This window comes from Novisyntrophococcus fermenticellae (assembly GCF_018866245.1).
In the GTDB taxonomy this organism is placed as follows: Bacteria; Bacillota; Clostridia; order Lachnospirales; family Lachnospiraceae; genus Novisyntrophococcus; species Novisyntrophococcus fermenticellae.
In genome coordinates, this window is sequence record NZ_CP076458.1 from 1,111,100 (window position 1) to 1,132,918 (window position 21,819).

22 protein-coding genes and 1 pseudogene are annotated in these 21,819 nt (G+C 40.2%); 19 read left to right on the forward strand and 4 right to left on the reverse strand.

From position 1 onward, the window contains the following. Positions 1-130 precede the first annotated feature (130 nt). The 7 genes and pseudogenes from KNL20_RS04915 to KNL20_RS16360 all read left to right on the forward strand — a co-directional run. A complete protein-coding gene (locus tag KNL20_RS04915; protein ID WP_230399507.1) occupies positions 131-1,561 on the forward strand; it encodes an NAD(P)/FAD-dependent oxidoreductase in 1,431 nt (476 codons plus the stop codon). A gap of 4 nt (positions 1,562-1,565) precedes the next feature. After that, positions 1,566-2,828: an NAD(P)/FAD-dependent oxidoreductase gene (locus tag KNL20_RS04920; RefSeq protein ID WP_230399508.1), complete on the forward strand. Its 1,263-nt coding sequence runs from the start codon at positions 1,566-1,568 to the stop codon at positions 2,826-2,828. A 1-nt stretch (position 2,829) separates the two neighbouring features. Then, complete coding sequence (locus tag KNL20_RS04925; protein WP_230399509.1) at positions 2,830-3,192, forward strand: DUF1667 domain-containing protein; 363 nt, start codon at positions 2,830-2,832, stop codon at positions 3,190-3,192. 61 nt (positions 3,193-3,253) lie between these two features. Continuing rightward, positions 3,254-3,826, forward strand: coding sequence for a glycerol-3-phosphate responsive antiterminator (locus KNL20_RS04930; RefSeq protein WP_230399510.1), 573 nt, complete (start codon positions 3,254-3,256; stop codon positions 3,824-3,826). A 14-nt stretch (positions 3,827-3,840) separates the two neighbouring features. Continuing rightward, a complete protein-coding gene (locus KNL20_RS04935; RefSeq protein WP_331468313.1) occupies positions 3,841-4,515 on the forward strand; it encodes an MgtC/SapB family protein in 675 nt (224 codons plus the stop codon). 211 nt (positions 4,516-4,726) lie between these two features. Continuing rightward, positions 4,727-4,963: an NAD(P)-dependent oxidoreductase gene (locus tag KNL20_RS04940; RefSeq protein ID WP_230399511.1), complete on the forward strand. Its 237-nt coding sequence runs from the start codon at positions 4,727-4,729 to the stop codon at positions 4,961-4,963. A 19-nt stretch (positions 4,964-4,982) separates the two neighbouring features. Beyond that, a pseudogene (locus KNL20_RS16360) lies at positions 4,983-5,057 on the forward strand (hypothetical protein); the annotation flags it as partial. Between the two features lie 394 nt (positions 5,058-5,451). Here the strand turns inward: KNL20_RS16360 and tnpA are convergent. Beyond that, the gene (tnpA, locus tag KNL20_RS04950; RefSeq protein ID WP_230399512.1) at positions 5,452-5,811 is read right to left on the reverse strand and encodes an IS66 family insertion sequence element accessory protein TnpA; all 360 of its coding nucleotides are present in this window, start codon (positions 5,809-5,811) and stop codon (positions 5,452-5,454) included. Between the two features lie 1,082 nt (positions 5,812-6,893). Here tnpA and KNL20_RS04955 point away from each other — a divergent pair. Further along, positions 6,894-7,205 carry a hypothetical protein gene (locus tag KNL20_RS04955; protein WP_230399513.1) on the forward strand — a complete coding sequence of 104 codons (312 nt, stop codon included), beginning with the start codon at positions 6,894-6,896 and terminating at the stop codon, positions 7,203-7,205. A 180-nt stretch (positions 7,206-7,385) separates the two neighbouring features. Here the strand turns inward: KNL20_RS04955 and KNL20_RS04960 are convergent, their stop codons facing one another. Then, positions 7,386-8,258, reverse strand: coding sequence for an ISL3 family transposase (locus KNL20_RS04960; protein ID WP_230399514.1), 873 nt, complete (start codon positions 8,256-8,258; stop codon positions 7,386-7,388). A gap of 595 nt (positions 8,259-8,853) precedes the next feature. Between KNL20_RS04960 and KNL20_RS04965 the strand changes: the two genes are divergently transcribed. The 6 genes from KNL20_RS04965 (at position 8,854) to KNL20_RS04990 (ending at position 14,290) form a co-directional block, all read left to right on the forward strand. Further along, positions 8,854-9,237 (forward strand): BlaI/MecI/CopY family transcriptional regulator, encoded by a 384-nt coding sequence (locus KNL20_RS04965; RefSeq protein ID WP_230399515.1) that lies wholly within the window; start codon positions 8,854-8,856, stop codon positions 9,235-9,237. Continuing rightward, positions 9,238-10,278, forward strand: coding sequence for a M56 family metallopeptidase (locus KNL20_RS04970; RefSeq protein WP_230399516.1), 1,041 nt, complete (start codon positions 9,238-9,240; stop codon positions 10,276-10,278). A gap of 580 nt (positions 10,279-10,858) precedes the next feature. Beyond that, positions 10,859-11,995 (forward strand): hypothetical protein, encoded by a 1,137-nt coding sequence (locus KNL20_RS04975; protein ID WP_230399517.1) that lies wholly within the window; start codon positions 10,859-10,861, stop codon positions 11,993-11,995. Next, complete coding sequence (locus KNL20_RS04980; RefSeq protein WP_230399518.1) at positions 11,992-12,819, forward strand: hypothetical protein; 828 nt, start codon at positions 11,992-11,994, stop codon at positions 12,817-12,819. The genes KNL20_RS04975 and KNL20_RS04980 overlap by 4 nt, the downstream gene beginning before the upstream one ends. Before the next feature lie 103 nt (positions 12,820-12,922). Next, positions 12,923-13,648 (forward strand): hypothetical protein, encoded by a 726-nt coding sequence (locus tag KNL20_RS04985; RefSeq protein WP_230399519.1) that lies wholly within the window; start codon positions 12,923-12,925, stop codon positions 13,646-13,648. Then, on the forward strand, positions 13,649-14,290 hold the full coding sequence (locus tag KNL20_RS04990) for an ABC transporter ATP-binding protein (protein WP_230399520.1): 642 nt from the start codon (positions 13,649-13,651) through the stop codon (positions 14,288-14,290). Here KNL20_RS04990 and KNL20_RS04995 read toward each other — a convergent pair. After that, a complete protein-coding gene (locus KNL20_RS04995; protein WP_331468314.1) occupies positions 14,287-14,529 on the reverse strand; it encodes a type 2 periplasmic-binding domain-containing protein in 243 nt (80 codons plus the stop codon). The genes KNL20_RS04990 and KNL20_RS04995 overlap by 4 nt on opposite strands. Before the next feature lie 126 nt (positions 14,530-14,655). Next, entirely contained in the window at positions 14,656-15,705 is a 1,050-nt protein-coding gene (locus tag KNL20_RS05000; RefSeq protein ID WP_230399521.1) for an NAD(P)-dependent alcohol dehydrogenase, read from the reverse strand. A 338-nt stretch (positions 15,706-16,043) separates the two neighbouring features. Here KNL20_RS05000 and KNL20_RS05005 point away from each other — a divergent pair, with 338 nt between their 5' ends. From KNL20_RS05005 to KNL20_RS05025, 5 genes are all read left to right on the forward strand, one after another. Then, positions 16,044-17,555 (forward strand): sugar ABC transporter ATP-binding protein, encoded by a 1,512-nt coding sequence (locus tag KNL20_RS05005; protein WP_230399522.1) that lies wholly within the window; start codon positions 16,044-16,046, stop codon positions 17,553-17,555. A 6-nt stretch (positions 17,556-17,561) separates the two neighbouring features. Next, positions 17,562-18,527: an ABC transporter permease gene (locus KNL20_RS05010; protein WP_230399523.1), complete on the forward strand. Its 966-nt coding sequence runs from the start codon at positions 17,562-17,564 to the stop codon at positions 18,525-18,527. A 68-nt stretch (positions 18,528-18,595) separates the two neighbouring features. Next, positions 18,596-19,705 (forward strand): sugar ABC transporter substrate-binding protein, encoded by a 1,110-nt coding sequence (locus KNL20_RS05015; RefSeq protein WP_230399524.1) that lies wholly within the window; start codon positions 18,596-18,598, stop codon positions 19,703-19,705. A gap of 80 nt (positions 19,706-19,785) precedes the next feature. Then, a complete protein-coding gene (locus tag KNL20_RS05020; RefSeq protein ID WP_230399525.1) occupies positions 19,786-20,550 on the forward strand; it encodes an SDR family oxidoreductase in 765 nt (254 codons plus the stop codon). Positions 20,551-20,673: 123 nt separating this feature from the next. Further along, positions 20,674-21,798: an ROK family transcriptional regulator gene (locus tag KNL20_RS05025; protein WP_230399526.1), complete on the forward strand. Its 1,125-nt coding sequence runs from the start codon at positions 20,674-20,676 to the stop codon at positions 21,796-21,798. The last annotated feature ends 21 nt before the right edge of the window (positions 21,799-21,819 follow it).

The window sequence follows — 21,819 nt, forward strand, 5'->3', positions numbered from 1 at the left end:
TTAATAGTTGCAGAGAATGGGAGAAAGCACATCGGTCGGTTCGTATTTTGAACCGGCTGGATGTGCTTTTTCTGATATACCGGAGTATGAATCAGGAACTGCCGGAGGCAATGTATTTGGAGGGAGCAGCATGTATGATATAGTGATTATCGGGGCAGGAATTATCGGCACATCAATTGCAAGAGAATTATCAAAATACGAAGCAAAGATTCTGGTTCTTGAAAAGGACAACGACATAGCCAATGGAACAACGATGGCCAACAGTGCAGTTGTTCATGCGGGCTATGACCCGGTGCCGGGAACGAAAAAGGCAAAGTTCAATGTAAAAGGCAATCAGATGTATCCGCAAATCTGTGAGGAACTGGATGTTCCTTTCCGGAAAGTAGGTTCAATCACACTTGCACTGACAGAGGAGGATGTGGAAACGCTGGATGAACTGGAGAAACAGGCGAAGGCCAATGGTGTTCCGGTAAAAATGCTTAGCAGAGAAGAGGTTTTGGCAAGAGAACCGCATGTGAGTAAAGAAGTCAGACGAGGTCTGTATGCACCAACAGCAGGCATTGTAGGACCATGGGAACTGGCAATTGCCTATATGGAAAATGCGTTGCAAAACGGTGCAGAGCTTGCACTTAACAGCAGAGTGAAAAACATTGAAAAGAAGGATAACGGTTTTAAAATTACGACAGGTCAAGGATACTGTGAAGCAAAAGTAGTCATTAACTGTTCGGGCACGCACTCGGACGAATTAAATTCTATGATAGGCGGTGGAACATATGCCATAAAGCCAAGGGCTGGACAATATTTTGTGCTGGATAAGAGCGTGGGAAATCTGGTGAACTCCGTCATCTTTCCGTGTCCGTCCAGGGAAGGAAAAGGAGTTCTGGTAGTGCCAACAGTACATGGAAATACGCTGCTGGGTCCCACTTCTACACAGATACAGGACAGAGAAGGCAACGAAACCACGAAAGAAGGGCTTGATTTTGTGCGGAAACAAGCGGATCGAATTGTGGAAAACATCCCGTTTGAACAAGTGATTCGTTCTTTTTCCGGCGTAAGAGCTTCCGCAGACAGAGAGGACTTTATTATCGAAGAGGCGAAAGATTGTCCCGGATTTATAAATATTGCCGGAATCGATTCCCCCGGTCTGACCGCTGCCCCGGCCATTGCTGTGGAAGCAGAGCAGATGGTAAAAGGAATATTGAAGGATTTGCCTCCAAACAAAGGCTTTAATCCAAATAGGAGAAGAGTGATTCGTTTTGAAGAGCTGTCTGTAGAAGAAAAAGAGAATCTTATCCGCGAAAACCCACAATACGGCAATATTATCTGCAGGTGCGAGAAAATAACAGAAGGAGAGATTGTCGATGCGATTCACAGACCGGGAGGTGCTGCTACGGTAAAAGGAATAAAAAAGAGAGTGCGGCCGGGAATGGGGAGGTGTCAGGGAGGATTTTGTGAACCAAAGGTTGTGGAGATTCTGGCCAGAGAATCAGGTAAGAGGATGGATGATATCTTATACGATGAACTTGGATCGAATATTCTGATTGGCAGGACAAAGGAGTGAAAATATGTTACAATATGATGTGATTGTAATCGGCGGAGGGCCTGCTGGTCTGGCGGCAGGCATAGAGGCGTGGAAAGAAGGCGCCAAAAAGGTTTTACTGTTAGAACGGGACCGTGAGCTGGGCGGAATTTTGCAGCAGTGCATACATAATGGTTTTGGCCTGCATCATTTCGGAGAACAGCTGACAGGACCACAGTATGCACAGCGCTTTATCGACGAGTTTAAGAAACTGGGCATTGCGTATAAATTAAATACCATGGTTTTGGAAGTCACAGAGAACAAAGAAGTCCATGCGGTCAGCAAAGAAGGGGGCTACCAGATATATCATACAAAAGCAGTTATATTGGCGATGGGCTGTAGGGAAAGACCAAGAGGTGCAATTGATATTCCGGGGACCCGGCCGGCTGGCATTATGACCGCGGGTACTGCACAGAGATATATTAACATGGAAGGCTATATGCCGGGCAGGAAGGCGATTATTCTGGGATCCGGGGATATCGGGATGATTATGGCGAGGCGCCTGACACTGGAAGGTGCCAAGGTGGAAGCAGTAGTAGAAATCATGCCGTTTTCCAGCGGACTAAACCGAAATATCGTCCAATGTCTGCAGGATTTTGATATTCCGCTCCTGCTAAACCATACGATAACAGAAATCAAGGGAAAAACCCGTGTGGAAGGAGTTGTAGTTTCCGAAGTGGATCAAGACAGACAGCCCATACATGAGACGGAAGTCAGCTATGACTGCGATACCGTGCTTTTGTCCGTAGGCTTGATTCCTGAGAATGAATTGTCCCGGGATTTAGGTGCCGGCATGGATGTACATACAAAGGGGCCTGTAGTTAATCAGGCTATGGAAACCACAATAGATGGCGTTTTTGCCTGCGGTAATGTTCTTCACGTTCATGATCTGGTGGATTTTGTGACGGAGGAAAGCCAGAGAGCAGGAAAAAATGCAGCCAGGTATGTGCGGGATGATACGAGAAAGACCGGTAAAGAAGTCCATACAAGAGCCGGCTCGGGAATTGGCTATATCATTCCTCAAAGCATCGACTGTGAACAGATAGACGAGGATATAAAGTTGTTCATGAGACCACGAGCAGTGTTCAAACATGTGAAGATGGTTGTCACAGGAGATGGAGAGGTCTTGAAGTCTGTAAAAAAACAGCGTATGACGCCGGGAGAGATGGAGAACATCACAGTTGAGAAGTCTTTACTGTCGGGGAAAGAATATAAACTTTTAAGCGTGGATGTATTTGAGGAGGAGTGATATGGAAAAGAAGGAATTGATCTGCATTGTTTGTCCGAAAGGGTGCCATTTGGAGATTACAGGTAATTCAGACGGCCTCCATGTCACTGGTAATGGATGTAAGCGAGGTGTTATCTATGCAAAGAAGGAGCTGACAAATCCTACTAGGATTTTGACGACTACGGTAAAGGTGAAACATGGTCTGTCGGACAGACTGCCCGTCGTAACGGATGGAGAGATCCCGAAAGAGTCTTTGATGGAAGCTATGCGTATTATAAACAAACTGGAGATTCAGGCACCTGTTAAAAGCAATCAGGTGTTGATTAGAAATTTGCTGGAATCGGGAGTAAATCTGGTAGCATCCCGGGACATGGCTGAACTTTAACTGTCACCTGTAAATTGGAAAATCTCTCAGCTGGCCCTGCTTTAAGTTGGAGGTAAGAAAAGTGGAAGCAATTAATCAGAAAGTTTTACCCGCTATTTCAAATATGAAGGACTTTGAAAAGTTTTTGCAGAGTCCTTATGAATTCTGTATTGTTATGGATTTCTATGTCGGAGAGCTTGCGGTGATTTCAGATATGGCACAGAAGCGCAGGAAGAAACTGATTGTCCATGTGGATCTTATTAAGGGATTAAGCAACGATGAATATGCAGTTGTATACCTGTGCCAGAATCTGAGACTGGAGGGGATAATTTCCACTCACACCAATGCAATTCAGATGGCAAAAAAAAAGAAAAAAATTGCCATACAAAGGATATTTCTTATTGATCAGCAGTCTCTGGATAAAAGCTACCGTCTTGTCGAAAATTCCATGCCGGATTACGTCGAGATATTGCCTGGGCTGATGCCTGGAATCATAACGGAAATAAGAAACCATATTGATATTCCTATCATAACCGGAGGCTTGATTGCAACCCCGGGAGATATTCGCGCAGCTATAGAGGCTGGTGCCGTCTCTGTGACTACTTCCAGCAAAGAGTTATGGAAAGCGAATGACTATTTAGATAAAAACATATAAGAGGAGGAATCAAATTGTCAATTGCGGATTTTATGCTTCAGTCGGAGTACATCTTGCGAATTTTTGTGGCTTCGGTTTGTGGATGTGTGATTGGATATGAAAGAACGAACAGAAATAAGGAAGCGGGAATCAGAACCCATGCAATCGTTGCAGTTGGTGCAGCATTAATTATGATTGTTTCCAAATATGGATTCTCGGACAGTGCAGACTTTGATGCTTCCCGTGTAGCGGCTCAGATTGTAAGCGGGATAGGTTTTCTAGGAGCCGGGATTATCTTTCTGAGAAATCGTATGGTCAGTGGTCTGACTACAGCAGCGGGCATCTGGACCACAGGCGGAATCGGAATGGCCATCGGTTCCGGGCTATATTACATAGGAATTGCCACAGCGGTTCTTGTTGTTTTTATACAGGTTCTGATGCACAAGAGTATCTTTAACAGAGAGATGGAAAAGGATATTGTCAAGCTGAGAATTAAAGAAGGAGGAAATGTCCGGAAAGTAGAGAAAATTCTTCAGACATACGAAGATTATCATACGGATATAATCGGACTGGACTATAAAAAGACAGAACCGCCCGAGACAGAACTTACTGTTGAACTAATCTTAAGAAAAGATCAAAGCCTCATGGAATTTGTTACTCTCTTATCCGAAAACCCCGAAGTGGTTGTTGTGAAAAGTATGAGAGGATAAGAATCTTAAAATGCCCTGCTGCTCCTGTTGGAGCGGCGGGGCATTTTAAAGATGCAATATAAGGTCAGGATCTTCCGGATAAATACACCTGATATTCATAGCGATCGGCAACGATTTTCAAGATTGCATATTCAAAGGGGCCGTGATCTGTGTATGTGGTTCTCGTACTATATAGTAAAGGTGTATTGATGGGCACGCGTAAGGATTTAGCATGGAAGTCATTACATACGATCCATATGTTAATGAAGAATATTGTAACGAACACCATATAAAATCATTAAGCATACAAGAGTTGTATAAAAAATCGGATGCAATCAGTCTGCATCTGCCCTTGAATGATGAAACACGACATATAGACGGGGAAGCAATTGAGTATATGAAGGAGGGAGTCATGAGGAGCGATTTCATCGCTAAAGAACGGGAGTGTAAAATAAAGTGTGTAAGTTGAACAAACAACTTATGCGAATCTAAGTGGTGGAAACCAACAGAAAGTGGTTTTAGCGAAATGGCTGATCTGTGATCCGGAAATCTTGATCGCGGATGTAAACTGGGGTAACAGTTTTAGCTGTGTATCCAGTGTATAAAGTGAAAAAGAATGGAATATAGGTGCTGTATACACAGGTAATACGAAAATATGTGTACACAGTAAAAAAATATGGATATCTGATATGAGAGAATAAGATCTTGTATCAGCTTTTTTATTTTCATAGAGTGTCATTGAATGAGAGATAAAAGGGGAGTGTTACGTAAACGCTCCATAGTGGGTGTCTTCTAAAAATCACACCACCTATCAGAGCGGTGTGGGGTGACGGTTACTTTCTGCAATTCGCCGGAAGCTTTTCCGACCATTCGATTGTAGCTGCTAATGAATCAATTCCGAACCTCAAGTCTGTAAACCCGGTTATGATGCAGACATTTTTAAAGCAGATGGCATCATTAAGCATCGGCAAGCACCTGGAGCACCATTTTCAATAATTCCGGTGTTGTATTCTCCGTAACACGAAGACTAACATGATTTACTTTCACTTCCAGACTGGACGATACGGAAGCAACATTTGCCATCAGTTCAGAGGGAACTGGAACGACACTTTGAGAGGCTGGTCCTTCCGGAAGGTTCTCGAGACATGCCATGCGAACCTGCTTTAAGCGATAGTAATAATTAGCAACTGTAATCTGGTGCTGACTGCACCATTCCTTAACAGTAAGATTGCTTGGGCGGTTATTGCATCCGCAAATCTGATCCGCCCATTCGTGAAGTCGATATTGACGTGCGACTAAAGATGTAGTAGATCCCAATAGACTATACCTCCCTTTGGATGTTGAAAAAGTTAAGGCTCAACTTTTTCAACTTGGTGAGCCTATTATCTCAAATCTACAGTATAAAATCTGCGCACTTACTATGGAGCGTTTACGTTTGAAGATGCAAACAATAAAGTGTATAATCCACTATACTTTACTTTGCAAAATCATGTGCCAAAGGGTGCTCCTTTGGAATCCCAAACAACTCCGTTTAATTGTATAGACTCATAACCTGATGTTTCATATTGATGTGAGAACCATTTTCTGACCGATGATGATGCAAACGAATGTGATAAAAAATTTAACGCATACACTGAGGTAAATGTTATAATGTGAAATTTTTAGTTAATAGAGCTGATTATATAAAGTTTTAAGTCTTTTGATGAGTATAAAAGATATAAGATGCTACCATTACCAGCATCTTTAACTTGTACGAAGTCTATAGTGTCATAAGCAGGAAACCACCCATCTGGAATATCTAAAGACGACATATGAGTATTTATGTTATCTTGCATTTTTTTGGATAATACATTTTTATTCAATTTTTTAATTATACGGTTTTCTGGTGAATACTGATAAATTGCATACCAGTCCTTTAAATCGCTATATGTATAGAGCTCGTTACCAGACGGAATCCAAATTCCCCAATTTAATTTAATAATTACTCTATTTTGAAAAGAACTCGAAAAAAAAATAAATTATGAATAAGAGTAGAAAAAATGTAATAGAAAGTAGAAAATATCTAAAGTTTCTGTTTTTAGCTTGCTTGGATTTTCTGTATTTTCTGCTTTTCATAACAATGTACTCCTTTCGACTTCAATGAAATTAAGCAAAGAATATATCCAAATTATAGCATATAGTGAACCATATAAAAAGTCTTTTTCTTGTATGATGAAAGGAATATAATAAATTCGAAGCAATTATTATAGTTTATAGGAGGATTTAAAATGAGAGGGCAAATGTTAAAAAGAATTGGGCTAATCTGTACGATAACATGTTTACTCGGAACATCGACAAGCGCTGTATCAGCAAAAGCTAGTAACTCAACGTTAGATCTTTATCCGTAAACTGAAGAAACTTTGAAAATTTTACTTGAAGAGCATCCAGAATTTCAAAATCATATTGATGGTGTAATGGATAGCTTAAGTCAATCTGGATTTGCTTCAAACAGTAGTGAAGTAAACAGAATACTTTTGGATGCAATTCAACAGTTGGAAGCTACTGAGAGAAAGGTGTTAACAGAACCAAAGAATAACATGGAGGACACTGCTGACACTGCCGACTTAAACTCACTTAGAAGTATGGAAGATACGGTATTTCAGATTTTTAAAGAAATTTATTCGGCGGGGTTAAATCTCCCCGCCGTCAAGCTATCACAATCTTTGTATTGATCCAAGAAGCTCCTTTTGTTTGAACGGCATAATACTTCTGGATCCCCATGAGGATATTTCTTGATGGTGGTTTTATTCAGATTGAATTTCCTACAAATTTCCGATTCATTTTTACACACCTTTGCCATTTTCTGAATCTGGTAAATGAGTTTTAAACGTTTCTTCTCTGCATCCGTTAGGTTATCCACAATGGATACGATTTTTTTTACAAGGCTCATTATCTTCAGTTGCTTTATCTGAGTGAGAATTGCTAGACGTTTCATCCATGATTGCAGTGGTTGCAGGAATTTCTCTGCCCAGTATTTTATTGACAGCATCCATCAGATTCTTATGCAGATGGAAACGGTCTGCAATCTGCATACAGTCGGGAAGGATTTCCTCAACAGCCTTTGCATATGCACTAGCTCGATCACGAGTTACAGTTTTTACTTGTTTGTTATTTTCCAGCCATTCTTTTAATGTGGTACCATCACGGCCATCCAGAATTGCAACCGTTTTATGGGTTTCTGCATCTACAATTATTGTACCGTATGTATGACGTTTCTTAAAAGCAAAATCATCAACACCAATAACTGAACCACATTTGGTAGTCGGTTGACGATCGTATCGTTTAATTAGTGTTCGTATAACGGTATCCCCACTGATTTTAACACTCATTGACTGAAGAATTCTTGCACAGCTTTCACAACTGGTTTCAAGAGCCAGGGTGCAGACTAAATCTACCAGGCGATTAGTCATGTAACAGTAATCGTTCAAAAAGTAACTACAAGATTCTGTAAAGCTTACAGAATTACAATCAGGGTTATTGCATTTGAATTCATAAAGGGTAAGATCCAATACAACTCGTTTTCCCAGTATTGGGAGGTCTTGAACTTTTTTATGATGCGTTGCATATAGTTCTCCCGATACCGAATTACAGGAAGGACATTTGCATTCCTTTGTTTTGGATTTGATATGAATTGTAATAACACTGTCATCTTGCTCTATGGACATAATATTTAAATTTTCCGGATAAAATGACTGTAAACTAATAGAATTGGCAATACTCTGCATTTGGATCACCTCACGGATACTTGCTATTAGTATAATACAATCTACAGTTATATGCATACGTTTATACGAAAATGTGCGGAAGAACCAGTTTTATTATACACTAAACATCTATCTTACTTCATGTATGGCATTTCTGCTTATTGTATCCGCAGAATCAAAAACAAATACATTTAATGTTTCAATTATAAAGCTGCAGATCCAGTGTAAATGAAAGTGTCAGGGCTGGATACGATTCTGGACAAGGCACTTTGTTACCGACAACTTTGCTTTAAACCATCCTCTAGATAAAAGGATAGTCATCCTACAGAGTCTAGTTCCGGCGGAGCTTATTTAAGTTGCACTTAGTTCCCGAAATGTCGTGCGGTTTCTCAGAAAGTAGACAGACTAGATGATACGTGTCTGGCATGTAAAAATATTACGCTAATTTGCTTTTATATAATAAGAATATATACATATTAAACAAAAAAGAACTATGAGAATTGGTTCAACTATTAATTGACAGGAAAAGGATTTTAGCTTATTATATTTATAAGCTATACACAAAAAATATTTATAGAAAATATAAATAATGAATGGAATATGGTAAATGAAGAGTTTGACAAAAAGTGAAGAAGATTTAATGGGGATATTTTGGGAAGAAAAAAAGCCGTTGACCAGTGTTGAAATTTTGGACATAGCATCCGATCGTTCTTGGAATGGGAATTATCTACACATGATGTTGCGGTCCCTTCAAAAAAAAGGACTATTAGAGGCATGTGGAACGGTACGGTATGGAACACAGTATGCAAGAAAGTTTCTTCCATTATTAACAAAAGAAGAGTATGCTGCCAAGATTATTGTGTCAACTGGGATTAAAAGCAGTTCTATTGCGCAGGTTACGGTTGCTTTGGCGAAAGAAATCGGAGATAAAGAGGAATTGATTGAGCAACTTGAAGAGATTATACAGGAATTAAGTAAGAACGGAGAAAAGGAATCATAGATGCAGATTACATTTTTTTCTTTTATTGTTTCAATTTTCTGTAGCAGTGTTTTGATTATTATTGCCTATATATTTCGTAGACAGGAAGCTTTCATCCGGTCGTTTGGTGTTTCAACAATATTGATTCTATATCTTACAGCGCTTACTCGACTACTTGTACCTTTTGAGTTTCCATTTACTTATGAAGTGGAAGTAGAAGGAGTGGTTAGCCATATTGTCAAAACAATCTACTTGGATCAAATAGAGCCTGTCTCATTATCCATTGCAAAAATTTTATGTATTATATGGGTTGATGTTATGGTGTTGCGGATTGTATCCTTTATATATCGATATTGTAAAGTAAAAAAAGAAGTGAAGATGTATAAAAAATGTGAGGATGATGATCAATATAGTAGGGTATTTAATAAGATTCAAAAAGATAGAAAGGTGATTAAGGTCGATATCCGGTGTAGTGATAGCATTCATATACCTGTAGGAATTGGTGTTTTTAAACGAGCCATTATTTTGCCTGATGAAGACTACAGTGATTTAGAATTAGAATACATATTGTTGCATGAATACACACATTTTTTAAATAGGGATCCATTAGTGAAAATGTTAGTTTATCTGTTCTGTTGCATATATTGGTGGAATCCCATTGTGTATCTGTTAAAAAAAGATTTGGATAAAATATTGGAAATAAAATGCGATTTATGTGTAACTGAAATGATGAAGAAGACCGACAAGGCAGCATATCTGACAACCATTCTTAATGTATTGAAAAAGAGTGGCAATAAAAGCATTCAGATGAAGGATGTTACGACAGCACTGTTTCAACGAAATAGTAATTTAGAGTTGGTGGAGCGGTTTGCGATGGTAGTAGAAAGCAGTCATCAAAATGCTGAGAGCAAAACAAGTTTTTCAGGAAGGGTGCTTCTTTTGAGCATTCTAGTGATGGGACTTTCTTACTTATTCGTTGTGCAACCTTTGTATCATCCTCCGGCAGATCAAATGAAACCGACGATGAAACTTATGAACTTAATTCTGAGAATTCGTATTTGATTGAGAACTCTGACGGTAGTTATGTACTAGTTTATAAGGATGGTACAAGAATAAGTGTTACACAACAAGGAGCGAAATTGATGATAGAGCAGGGATTTAATGTATGTAAATTAAAATAAAAAAATTGTAAAATTGTTATTAATGGTAATGACGCTTTCAGCAATTCCATAGTGGATATTATTTTTATTATGAGAACCGTGCTCAAAAAAATACGTGGATAGCCGGAAGATATAACCCATAACAAGATAGTAGTTTCAGGCAGAAGCTTCATGCTTCTGCCTGAAATATGGATTCGAGGTATTTATGAAAAGAGCTGTTTTATCTTTATTTATTATAATGCTAATATTAGTAAACGCAGGATGTACCAGAGAGAATAGAACATTGGATAAGGCGTTTAAAAGGGAAACACATATTACAGATAAGGCGAAAAACCTAAAGGTCGATGCAGAGGTACATATTCCAAAATCAATGCTACATTACTAAATCACATGAAGATGAATTAGGGGAGCCGGGTATGATTTCTTACGATAGAAGGAATACCCGGTAACCTGTATAAACTTAATAGGAAGGGATCATAGATATGAATTGCAAAATAAATAAAGCCCTTAAATTATCTGGGTTAACATTTGCCTTATTATTGTTTGCAACCGCTTGCAAAGACGAGCAGTTAGTTTCCCAGACAGATGATAAAGAATCAGGTTCAGCAGCTTCGACTAATTCCAGAGAAGGAGAAGCAATTAAAATTGAGACAGAGAATCTCATAGTAGATATTCCTTTCAAGGAGCCATATAACTTAGAGCAAGAAAAAATACAAATAGTTCCCGGAGATATGGATATATCCTCCATAAAAACGATTGTATTCCGGGAAGATACGAGCGACAACGTAGTAGATACTCCTTACGAAAATGAAACGAGATTAATATCGGAATCAGGACTAACCTTGGTACAAAGCGAAACGATAGTTAGCGGGATGATGTCAGGCTTTGAAATATATAATGATGTTTTAGGATTTAAAGATGCGCAAAATATTGCTTTGAATACACCTGATGATATTGATTTAAACTTCATGTCAAAAGCGGATGTTCAAAAAAAAATCCAAAGCCTTATAGGGGATTTCGACATGGATGTAGAAGTGAGTGATATGAAAATAAAATCTTATTCAAAAGAGTTCTTTGAAGAAATGTCAGATGCTCTGAAAAAAAATTCCGATTACTCTGATTTTGTGAACAATGATACACTTTTGAGAGAATGGAAATCCGATGACGAAGTTTACTATATTGAAGTTGATTTTCAGAAAAATGGGATTCCCATTGAGTCAGAAGTATACACTTTGTCTGATGAGTCTTCGGTTGAAGGGATGCAGATGCAAATATATATGACAAAGGACGGTATACAGTCCTTTGTGGCATATAGTCTACCCATGTCAGTTAAAAAAATTGAAAATATTGAGATTTGTAGTGTGCGGAGTGCGTTAAACGCCGTATTAGAAAAATATGAAAATATTATGACAAATTCGGAACTTAAAATTGTAAATGTAAACATGGTTTATAACATCCTTCCAGACAGCATTACAGGTTTTCTTTATTTAACTCCGGTTATTCGATTTGACACAGAAAGAAGGATAGAAATGGTTTCTGAGGAAAACCCGAATCCTGTGACAGAAACGGTTTATGGGACAATCCATGTTAATGCAGAAACAGGAAGGATAATTGAATGAGGAAAAAAACTTCTTTTGCGTTCTTTAAGATGCTATTAAAAAGAGCATTTGGATTCAATTTTCTGAGTTCTTTATTGTTAATATGTCTTGTGTTTTTTTTAGATACAGAGCCTAGTGCGCGGAATGTATTGATGGGAAAATATGCTCCAGAACAATACCAGGGTATTTCGTTTTATTTTGAAGGTGTGCTTTTATATGGTGTGAATTACAAATTATTTCTTGTATTTATGACGTTGGGCTTTACCATTGTTTTTCCAATTGACTGGAAACATAAAATAATTCCGAACATAGTACAGAGGCTGGGGCTAAAACAATATTCCATGATCCAGGTTGGTTTGTCAGCACTGAGTGGTGGCCTGTCTGTTTCCGGTGGTTTTCTTCTTTATTTACTTATAATGAGAAGCAAATTCCCGTTGATTCCGGAGGGTGAGGACATATATAATATGTATGAATTTTTGCGGGATATGCCGTATTATCAAGGGATTTCGCAAAAGGACGCTCAAATATTTGTGCTTTGTATGCTTATTATTTTCTTTTTATCCGGAGCAACCTGGTCGGCTTTTGCAGCAGGTCTCTCTGCTTACCTGAATAATACTTACATAGTACTGGTATTTCCGTACTTGCTTTCAAGAACCTATATTGAGGCAGCAAAGTTCTTTAGGATTCCAGCCGAATTTCGTTTGGATAGGTGGTTTTCAGGATTGGTTCAACCTTTCCCCATACCAATATGTTTAGCGATTCTAGCGATTATATGCCTTCTGATATTCATGATCAGTAAAAAGTTTTTTGCAAAAAGTTTAAGATGGAGATTGGAAAATGGATAGGATAAAAACAATCGTTCAAGTATGTAAGTATCAATTATCTTTGTAACGGAATGATGTAAAAACAAGTGTATTTTTTTTACTGCTATTTTTCTATATCGGGGGAATGATGTCACCTGTCAGAGAATTTTCCAAAGCGATGAATCAGGGTATTTCTTTATGGATGTTTCCTGTATTAATGAATGATATGATTGTATCATTTATTACCTTTAGTCTTTGGTGCATTATGGTTTGCGAGGCGCCTTTTAAGAATGAGGGGTATTTGTATCTCGTTGGAAGAGCCGGAAAAGAAAATTGGGTTCTGGGTGAGATACTATTTTTAGTTCTTTTTTCAGGTGTTTTTACTTTTGGACTGGTGCTTTCAACGTTTATTTTCTCATTGCCAAGACTAGATTTCACACTAAACTGGGGGAAGGTAATTGGAACCTTGGCGTATACAGATGCTTCAACGGAATTTTCTATTCCCTTTTCTTTTCCAATCTCTATGATGAGCAATGCTGCACCGCTTAAAACAATGCTTTTAAGTATACTCCTCGTATGGTGGGTAGCGTTCCTGTTATCCGCATTTATATTTACAATTAATCTTGTGTTTAAGACGAAACTTGGAGTGGCATTTTCCTGCTTCCTTGTGTTTTTTGATTTAACAATCTATAACATAATGGATTTACAAATAGGACGATATTCACTTACCGCTATGTCCAGGCTTTCAAACTTGACTGGGCGTGCGCCGGACTTTTCTGTTCGGTGGGCTTTGTATTTTCTGATGATTCTTACCATTGGACTTGTGTTTATGTCTATTATTTGTACAAAGCATAGAAAGGGAATTGAATAGATGAAATATGTTGTTGAAGTATCTAACGTTGACAAATCTTATGGAAAAACAAAAGTCCTGAATAATATAAACTTAAAATTATTATCAGGTAAAATCTATGGAATCATAGGCAGAAATGGATCCGGAAAAAGTGTATTGATGAAATGTATTTGTGGCTTTGTACATCCGGATGTGGGTGAAATACATGTATATGGAAGAAAAGTGGGAAAAGACGTAGAGTTTGCGCAAGATGTGGGTTTTATCATAGAAAGTCCAGGGTTCCTGCCTCAGTATAGTGCCTACAAGAACTTAGCATATTTCTATAGCATAAAAAACAAGATAGATAAAGACACTATAGAAAAATACATTCGTCTAGTAGGACTTGACCCCCATGATAAAAAGAAAGTGGGGAAATTTTCGATGGGAATGAAGCAGCGTTTGGGAATTGCGCAGGCAATCATGGAATCTCCAAGTCTGATTATTGTGGATGAACCATTTAATGGATTAGACATTTCAGGAGTACAAGAAATGAGGAATTTATTCTTAGAGATGAAGAAGGAAGGTAAAACGATTATTTTAGTAAGCCATAATCGTGATGATATTAATATATTGTGTGATGAAGTCTATGAGATGGATCAAGGTGTTTTGAAACAGATGTATTAAAAAGATGTTGCTTGTTTATGATATGGCAGGCATTCAACTATTACAGAACGTTCCATCACCTCCTCAGCATTTCCGCTGTATAGGTGATACTGAATATTTGGATATTCACCTTGCAGCTTTTGGGCTGTTTGGGGGATAAGGCGCATGGCATCTGTTTCGCCACCGCCAATGTAAATGTCACCGCTAATGACCTCATTGGCCCTACTGATTTCGATTTCTGTTTTGGCTACCAAATCCATGATTTCCTGCGCCCGCTTACGAAGCAATAATCCTTATGATTCACAATTCAGCAAAAGACCCCTATCGATATCGGCGTTCTAACGCATATCTACAGGGGTCAACTTAATTACAGCTCTTTCTTTACACTATTTGTCAATCCGAATGACTGCCTTCACAATATCCTCTTTATTATTTACACTGCTGTCCATAGCATTCTGAACATCATCCAGATCAAAAATATCTGTTACAATACCCTTTAAATTCACTCTGCCTTCTGCCACCGCCTGAATTGCCAGCGGATAGATGTGGCGATAGCGGAATACGGACTTAATATTCAACTCTTTATCGCATATCATACTGGTGGGAAGGTTCATGTCTCCGGAGGCACTGTAGCCCACCTGAACCAGGGTTCCATCCTTGACTAACATCTCAATGCCCTGTCTGGCGCAGATTTCGTTTCCGGAAGTTTCGATGACCAGGTCGCATCCCCGTCCACCGGTAATTTCCATAATTTCCTGTACAGGATTTTTGTCCCTGCCGTTAATGACACCTGTTGCTCCAAGCTCCATGGCTTTTTCCAGACGTTTCTGCATGATATCCACCACGTAGACTTCTGTAACCCCAAGAGCCTTCAGAGCCATCATAGAAACCAGGCCGATACAGCCGGATCCGGTAACTACAGCCACTTGTCCAAAATGTGCGCCGCCTTGTTTTGCAGCATGAAAGCCTACGGCTAAAGGTTCGATAAGAGCACCTTCCATGGTACTTAGATTGTCAGGAAGCTTAAAACAAAGGCCTGCTTCATGCGCCACATATTCCTGAAATACACCATCCACCGGAGGGGTTGCAAAGAAGATAACATCCGGACAAAGGTTATAGCGTCCTGTGCGGCAGAATTCACAGTGGCCGCAGGTCTTGCCAGGTTCAAGTGCTACACGGTCACCGACTTTCAAGTCTTTAATATCCTTTCCGACCTCTACTACGGTTCCACCTGACTCATGGCCCAGGACAAAGGGCGGCTTTACAACGTAGTCACCAATCCGCCCGTTTTCATAATAATGAAGATCCGAGCCACAGATTCCCACGTACTCCAGTTTTACCAATACTTCATTGTCTTTTGGCACCGGAACAGGGCGTTCCTCAAATCCCATTTTCCGGATACCATTCATTACAGCTACTTTCATTGTTTTTTTCATGAAATATATACCTCCTGAGTTATATAAATTTAAATTGAAACAACTTTATAAAAACGATTATAAAAGTATAATATTAATTATAAAATTTATTATACAATCTGTCAATCATAATTTAAAAATGATAGAATGTTAAAATATATACAAATCAGATATAAAATTTTAAAAAAAAATAGTTGACATGTACAAGACGGAGGGTTATTATAGAGACACTTAATAAATAACTTTTAAAAACATACTTTAAAAGTGGAGGAAAAGATGAATGGAGAGAAAATTTAACCAGAGTTTTTGGGGTGTGACAGGGAAAACTTTGTGTATTTTATTCAAAGGGGGTGTAATGGATGGAAGAAAATCAGATAATACTTGAGTTACGGCATATATCCAAGTATTTTCCAGGTGTAAAAGCACTTGATGATGTAAACTTCCAATTGAAGAAGGGGACAGTACATGTTCTGTGTGGAGAAAATGGAGCCGGAAAGTCCACATTGATGAAGATAATAGACGGAGTTTATCAGGCGGATAAGGGTGATATTTTCATCAATGGTGAAAAGGTGCTCATCAGGGATCCTATGCATGCAAAGGCCAACGGAATTGCCATGATTTTCCAGGAGCTTTCCTATGTGCCGGACATGACACTGGAAGAAAATCTATGTCTGGGCAGCTGGCCGAAGAAAGGGGCACGTATTGACTGGAGGAATATACGCAGCCGCACCAACAAGCTTATGAAGCAGGAAGGTTTGCATTATGCACCGGATGTGAAACTCCGCAGTCTCAGTGTGTCCGATATTCAGATGATAGAAATTTTGAAGGCTGTCTCATACGATGCAGGAATTATTATTATGGACGAGCCAACCTCGGCAATTACCGATAAAGAAGTACAGGTTCTTTTTAAAAAGATTGCAGAACTGAAAGCACGGGGAGCCAGTATTATCTATATTTCCCATAAGATGGACGAAATTTTTAAAATCGCGGATGAGATTACGGTGTTTCGTGACGGCAAATCCATCATTACCGAAGATGCTAAAAATCTTACGGTAGATCAGGTAGTCGAGTATATGGTGGGGAGGAAGATTGAAAATCAATATCCGAAAGAAACCCTTCCGATCGGAGACGAAATTCTCCGTGTGGAGAAACTGACACAGCCCGGAGTCTTTGAACATGTCAACTTTCATGTAAATGCAGGGGAAATTGTGGGTTTTGCCGGATTGATGGGAGCCGGACGTACGGAAATTATGCGGGCGCTGTTTGGTCTGGACCCATATTCTTCCGGGACAATTAAAATTCATGGAAAAGAAGTACATATTAAAAATGTCAGACAAAGTATCAGGAATGGACTGGCGATGCTGACAGAAGAAAGGCGCCGGACGGGGATTGTTCCAATCTTGAGTGTAAAATATAATACGACGCTGGCATCTCTGGATAAAGTAATATATAAGGGCTTTCTCCATACAGGCACAGAAGATGCAATTGTAAAAGAGGCGTGCGAAAGCATGAACGTTAAGATGCCGAATCTGGATGCTGCGATTGCGAATCTGAGTGGCGGAAACCAGCAGAAAGTGGTGCTGGCGAAGTGGCTGATTTGTGACCCGGAAATCTTGATTGCGGATGAACCAACCCGTGGGATTGATGTAGGTGCAAAGCGCGAGATATATGAACTAATGAATAAATTCGCATCCAAGGGGAAAGGGATTATCATGATTTCTTCGGAACTGCCGGAGCTGATTGGCGTCTGTGACCGGATTTATGTTGTGAGTGAAGGGCATATTGCCGGAATGTTGTCCAGAACAGAATTTTCGCAGGAGTCAATTATGCAGCTGGCCGTTTCCAACGTTCAGAAAGAAGAGGAGGCATAAGTTATCATGAATACAGGAAAAACCACAGATGTTAAAAAGCTTTTTTCTAAATATAGTATTATATTAATTTTAATTCTAATCATGGTAGTCTGCACGTTTGCCAACAGAAGTTTTTTAAGTGCCAGTAACCTGATTAATGTCTGTCGCCAGCAATCTGTTACGATTATTATTGCTTTTGGTGAGATGGCGTTAATCATATGCGGGCAGTTGGATCTGTCATGTGGAGCTGTCATTGCTCTTGCGGGCTGCCTGTCTGTTTCAACGTATAAAGCCAGCGGGAATATGCTGCTTGCCTTTGCTGTTGCAATCGGTGTCGCAGTGTTCGTTAATCTGCTGAATGGAATAATGGTTACAAAATTTAAGGCACCCGCATTTATTGCCACACTTGCAACACAAACCATGGCCCGGGGTGCGGCTCTGTATATTACAAGCGGACAGAATATCTACGAAATCGGTAAATATACAGTTGTGGGTCAGGGGTCACTGGGACCTGTTCCGATTCCGGTTATCTTTATGATTTGTATTTTTGCCCTGATGGCTTACTTTATGCGGAATACGCGTTGGGGGCGTTCTACATATGCAGTGGGAGGTAATGCTGAGGCAGCCAATGCGTCCGGAATCAATACGAAGCTGGTAATTATGAAAGCTTATCTGCTTAACGGAGTTCTTGTGGGCATTGCAGCGGTACTTTTCATGTCACGCGTAAATGGTGGTCTTCCGGCAGGTGCTGCAGGGTATGAAATGGATGGCCTGACTGCAACTATCGTTGGAGGGACAAGCTTTACAGGAGGAATCGGTACCCCATGGGGGACCGTAGTCGGTGCTTTCGTGGTTGGCTTCCTGGGGAATATCATGAATCTGATGTCGATTGATTCATATATTCAGCAGATTGTGCGAGGGGCAATTATAGCTTTCGCAGTAATCTGGGATATTTATTCAAAATCTCGTCAGACCTATAAAAAGGGAAAGTAAATATAGTAATTCGCTTTGCAGCTTCGCAGAGCAGATTATAAAAATGAATGTAAATGGGAGGAAGCATTATGAGGAAAAAGGCTTTAGCATTATTGTGTGCAGTTGTGTTGGGAGGTTCACTTGCAGCCTGCGGTTCGTCGGGCGGTTCAAACGCCGCTGCAAATTCTGTTTCATCAGGTTCCGCTAAGAGCGGGACTAAGGAAACATCAGGTTCTTCGGAAACCAAGACTGGTGGATTTAAGGTTGCATATATTGCACGTAACCAGTCAGATCCTTTTGCGGCAGAACTGGTAAATCAATTTACATTGCAGGCAAAGGAGTATGCGGATACTTTTACGCTGGACACCTTTGATTCTCAGGCCGACAGCGAGAAAGAAAACTCGATTATTGAAGATTGTATCACAAAAAAATACGATTGTATCATCATCCAGCCGAACGATGGAGAGTTGCAGAGACCGTATTGTCAGAAGATTCTGGATGCAGGCATTTTCTGTATTACTACGAATGCGGCAATCCGAGATCTTAAGGGAGGTTCCTGGGTGGATGGTGACCCATATGCGCAGGGAGAGGCGATTGCCAAACTTGCCGCAGAAAATGTTCCCAAGAACGGTGTTGTCGGCATATTGAACTGTATGCCTGGAAACTTTCATACCACACAGCGTTATGAGGCAATCAAGGCAGAGTTTATTGAGAAGAGAAAAGACTGCAACATCATTGGAGACTTCATGGAAGAAGAATCCACAGAGGCTGCCGCTATGGCAACCATGGAAGACTGGGCAACATCCTATGGTCGTATTGACTGTATGCTTACCACTGCGGATTTGCTGGGAAATGGTGCTTATGAAGCTGTGAAGGATAATTCCACTTATGATGGCATGCAGATCTATTCGGTAGACTGCCTGGCGAAAACTGTTCTTGAAATTAAGGATGGGGTCTATACAGCAGCGGTATACCAGAACCCTCCGGCACTGGCAGCGGCAAATCTGGCAGCAGCAAACAAGCTTCTGACAGGTGAGGAGACGGTTGTTGAAACATCGGTTGATTCCTTACTTTGCACTTCTGATAATGTGGATCAGTTCATTCAGATGTATATCGATCAGGGACAGATTACAGAAGACGAGGCAGCACAGCATAGTTATACAGCAGGAAGCGCTAAATCCATACTTGATGAGCAGTAAGAAACAGATATAAAAAAGCGCTTTGGAAAATGCATAGTATATTTTTCAAAGCGCCTTTTAAAATTAAGGAGGAGAATGTGATGTATTTAGAAGATGTGTTTGGATTGAAAGGGAAAGTTGCCATTGTAACCGGGGGACGAAGAGGCATCGGTCAGGTAGTGGCTTGCGGACTCGCAAAAGCCGGGGCTGAGGTGGTTATTTTCAGCAGGACATTGTCCCGGGAAACGGTAAAGATGATTATAGAAGAAGGGGGAAAGGCTTATGATATTGCAGTTGATGTGACGGATGAAAAGGGTGTGGATGATGCCGTAGCAGAGGTGATGAAACGTTCCGGACATATCGATGTAGTGTTTAATAATGCCGGAATCTGCATCCATGAGGATACGCTGACAGCTACTGTTGAAGCGTGGAGAAAAGTCATTGATGTAAATCTTACGGGAGAGTATATTATGGCACGTGCGGTGGGGAAGGTAATGATTGAAAATAAAATTCATGGAAGCATTATTAACATGGCATCCATGTCCGGAACAATTGTAAATATTCCTCAGTGGCAGGCGTCTTACAATGCTTCCAAGGCGGGGGTGATTCATATGACGAAATCCCTGGCAATAGAGTGGGCAGATTACGGGATTCGTGTAAACAGCTTAAGTCCCGGTTACATAGCTACACCAATGTCGGAGGATACACCACGGGAATTGAAAGATGCATGGATGCCTCTGATTCCTCAGCACCGTATGGGTAAGCCGGAAGAATTAATTCCAGCGATTCTTTATCTGGCATGTGACGCATCCGGATATACAACAGGATCCGATGTGATTGTTGATGGAGGATATGTCTCATTTTGATGTAGGAAGATGCTGCCGGCAGTACCCTGAAAATCATCAAATCCGATATTACTTGAAAAATATCCGGATATGTTATAAATTGATAGTAATATGCAGAAAATGCACCGGAAGGAGAATAGTGATTTGCTCGATAAAGCAACCAATATAGAACTGAAACGAATAAACAAAAACAATATTTACCGTACGGTAATTGCTCAGAAAAAAATATCAAAACAGGAGATTGCTTATCGGTTGAATCTCAGCCTTCCTACAGTTGCGCAAAATCTGAATGAATTGATGGAGATTGGACTGGTGGAACAACAGGGAACCTTTCAGTCCACAGGAGGCAGGAAAGCAAAGATTATTTCCAGTAATCCGACGGCCAGAGCAGCTCTGGGACTGGATATTACCCAAAATCATGTGAATCTGGTCATGGTTGATCTGGAGGCAAGTGTTTTAAGCTCTGTACGGAGACGGATACCCTTCCGGGCAGATGAGAGATATTTTCAGACCTTAAAATGCATGATTCATGACATGGTGAAGAGCGCAGGCGTGCTTCCTAATCATATTCTGGGAGTGGGAATCTCTCTGCCTGCCATTCTGGGAGAGGATGACAGGACTTTGAAATATGCGCCGCTTCTGGAGGAGCCTCTGGACTTGTATCAGGATCTGAGCACATATATCGATTATCCATATCGCTTTATTAATGATGCCAACGCAGGAGGGTTTGCTGAATTGTACTCAGGAAAGACGGGGAAAAACGCACTTTATCTTTTACTTAGCAACACAGTAGGCGGAGCCATAATTATGGACGGAAAGCTGTACTGTGGGGAAGGCCGCCGCGGAGGAGAGTTCGGACATATGACACTGGTTCCGGATGGGCGTCCCTGCTATTGCGGTAAAATTGGCTGTGTTGATGCATATTGTTCTGCACTGCTTTTGTCGAATACGACAGGAGGGGACTTGGAAAAATTCTTTGAGAGGCTGGAAGCGGGTGATGAAAAGTGCAGGGCGGTGTGGGAAGAATATCTGCATTACCTTGTAATTGTGATTAACAATCTACAGGTGAGCTTTGACTGCGATGTTGTTCTGGGCGGATATGTAGGATGGCATCTGGATCCCTATCTGGAAGAAATTAAAAAAAGGGTTATTGCACGCTGTAATTTTCAGACAGATGGCTCCTATCTTCATGTCAGCCATCTGAATGCAGAAGCATCAGCACTGGGAGCGGCACTTTTTTATATTGATGAGTTTATAAAACAAGTATAGAATTTTTAGAATGGAGGGCTT

Coding starts and splice junctions, on each gene's coding strand:
- KNL20_RS04915 (WP_230399507.1), top strand. CDS start 131: ATGTATGATATAGTGATTATCGGGGCAGGAATTATCGGCACATCAATT.
- KNL20_RS04970 (WP_230399516.1), top strand. CDS start 9,238: ATGCAGATTACATTTTTTTCTTTTATTGTTTCAATTTTCTGTAGCAGT.
- KNL20_RS04920 (WP_230399508.1), top strand. CDS start 1,566: ATGTTACAATATGATGTGATTGTAATCGGCGGAGGGCCTGCTGGTCTG.
- KNL20_RS05020 (WP_230399525.1), top strand. CDS start 19,786: ATGTATTTAGAAGATGTGTTTGGATTGAAAGGGAAAGTTGCCATTGTA.
- KNL20_RS04940 (WP_230399511.1), top strand. CDS start 4,727: ATGGAAGTCATTACATACGATCCATATGTTAATGAAGAATATTGTAAC.
- KNL20_RS04995 (WP_331468314.1), bottom strand. CDS start 14,529: ATGGATTTGGTAGCCAAAACAGAAATCGAAATCAGTAGGGCCAATGAG.
- KNL20_RS05010 (WP_230399523.1), top strand. CDS start 17,562: ATGAATACAGGAAAAACCACAGATGTTAAAAAGCTTTTTTCTAAATAT.
- KNL20_RS04990 (WP_230399520.1), top strand. CDS start 13,649: ATGAAATATGTTGTTGAAGTATCTAACGTTGACAAATCTTATGGAAAA.
- KNL20_RS05000 (WP_230399521.1), bottom strand. CDS start 15,705: ATGAAAAAAACAATGAAAGTAGCTGTAATGAATGGTATCCGGAAAATG.
- KNL20_RS04960 (WP_230399514.1), bottom strand. CDS start 8,258: ATGCAGAGTATTGCCAATTCTATTAGTTTACAGTCATTTTATCCGGAA.
- KNL20_RS04985 (WP_230399519.1), top strand. CDS start 12,923: ATGATGTCACCTGTCAGAGAATTTTCCAAAGCGATGAATCAGGGTATT.
- KNL20_RS04980 (WP_230399518.1), top strand. CDS start 11,992: ATGAGGAAAAAAACTTCTTTTGCGTTCTTTAAGATGCTATTAAAAAGA.
- KNL20_RS04975 (WP_230399517.1), top strand. CDS start 10,859: ATGAATTGCAAAATAAATAAAGCCCTTAAATTATCTGGGTTAACATTT.
- KNL20_RS05005 (WP_230399522.1), top strand. CDS start 16,044: ATGGAAGAAAATCAGATAATACTTGAGTTACGGCATATATCCAAGTAT.
- KNL20_RS04925 (WP_230399509.1), top strand. CDS start 2,830: ATGGAAAAGAAGGAATTGATCTGCATTGTTTGTCCGAAAGGGTGCCAT.
- KNL20_RS05015 (WP_230399524.1), top strand. CDS start 18,596: ATGAGGAAAAAGGCTTTAGCATTATTGTGTGCAGTTGTGTTGGGAGGT.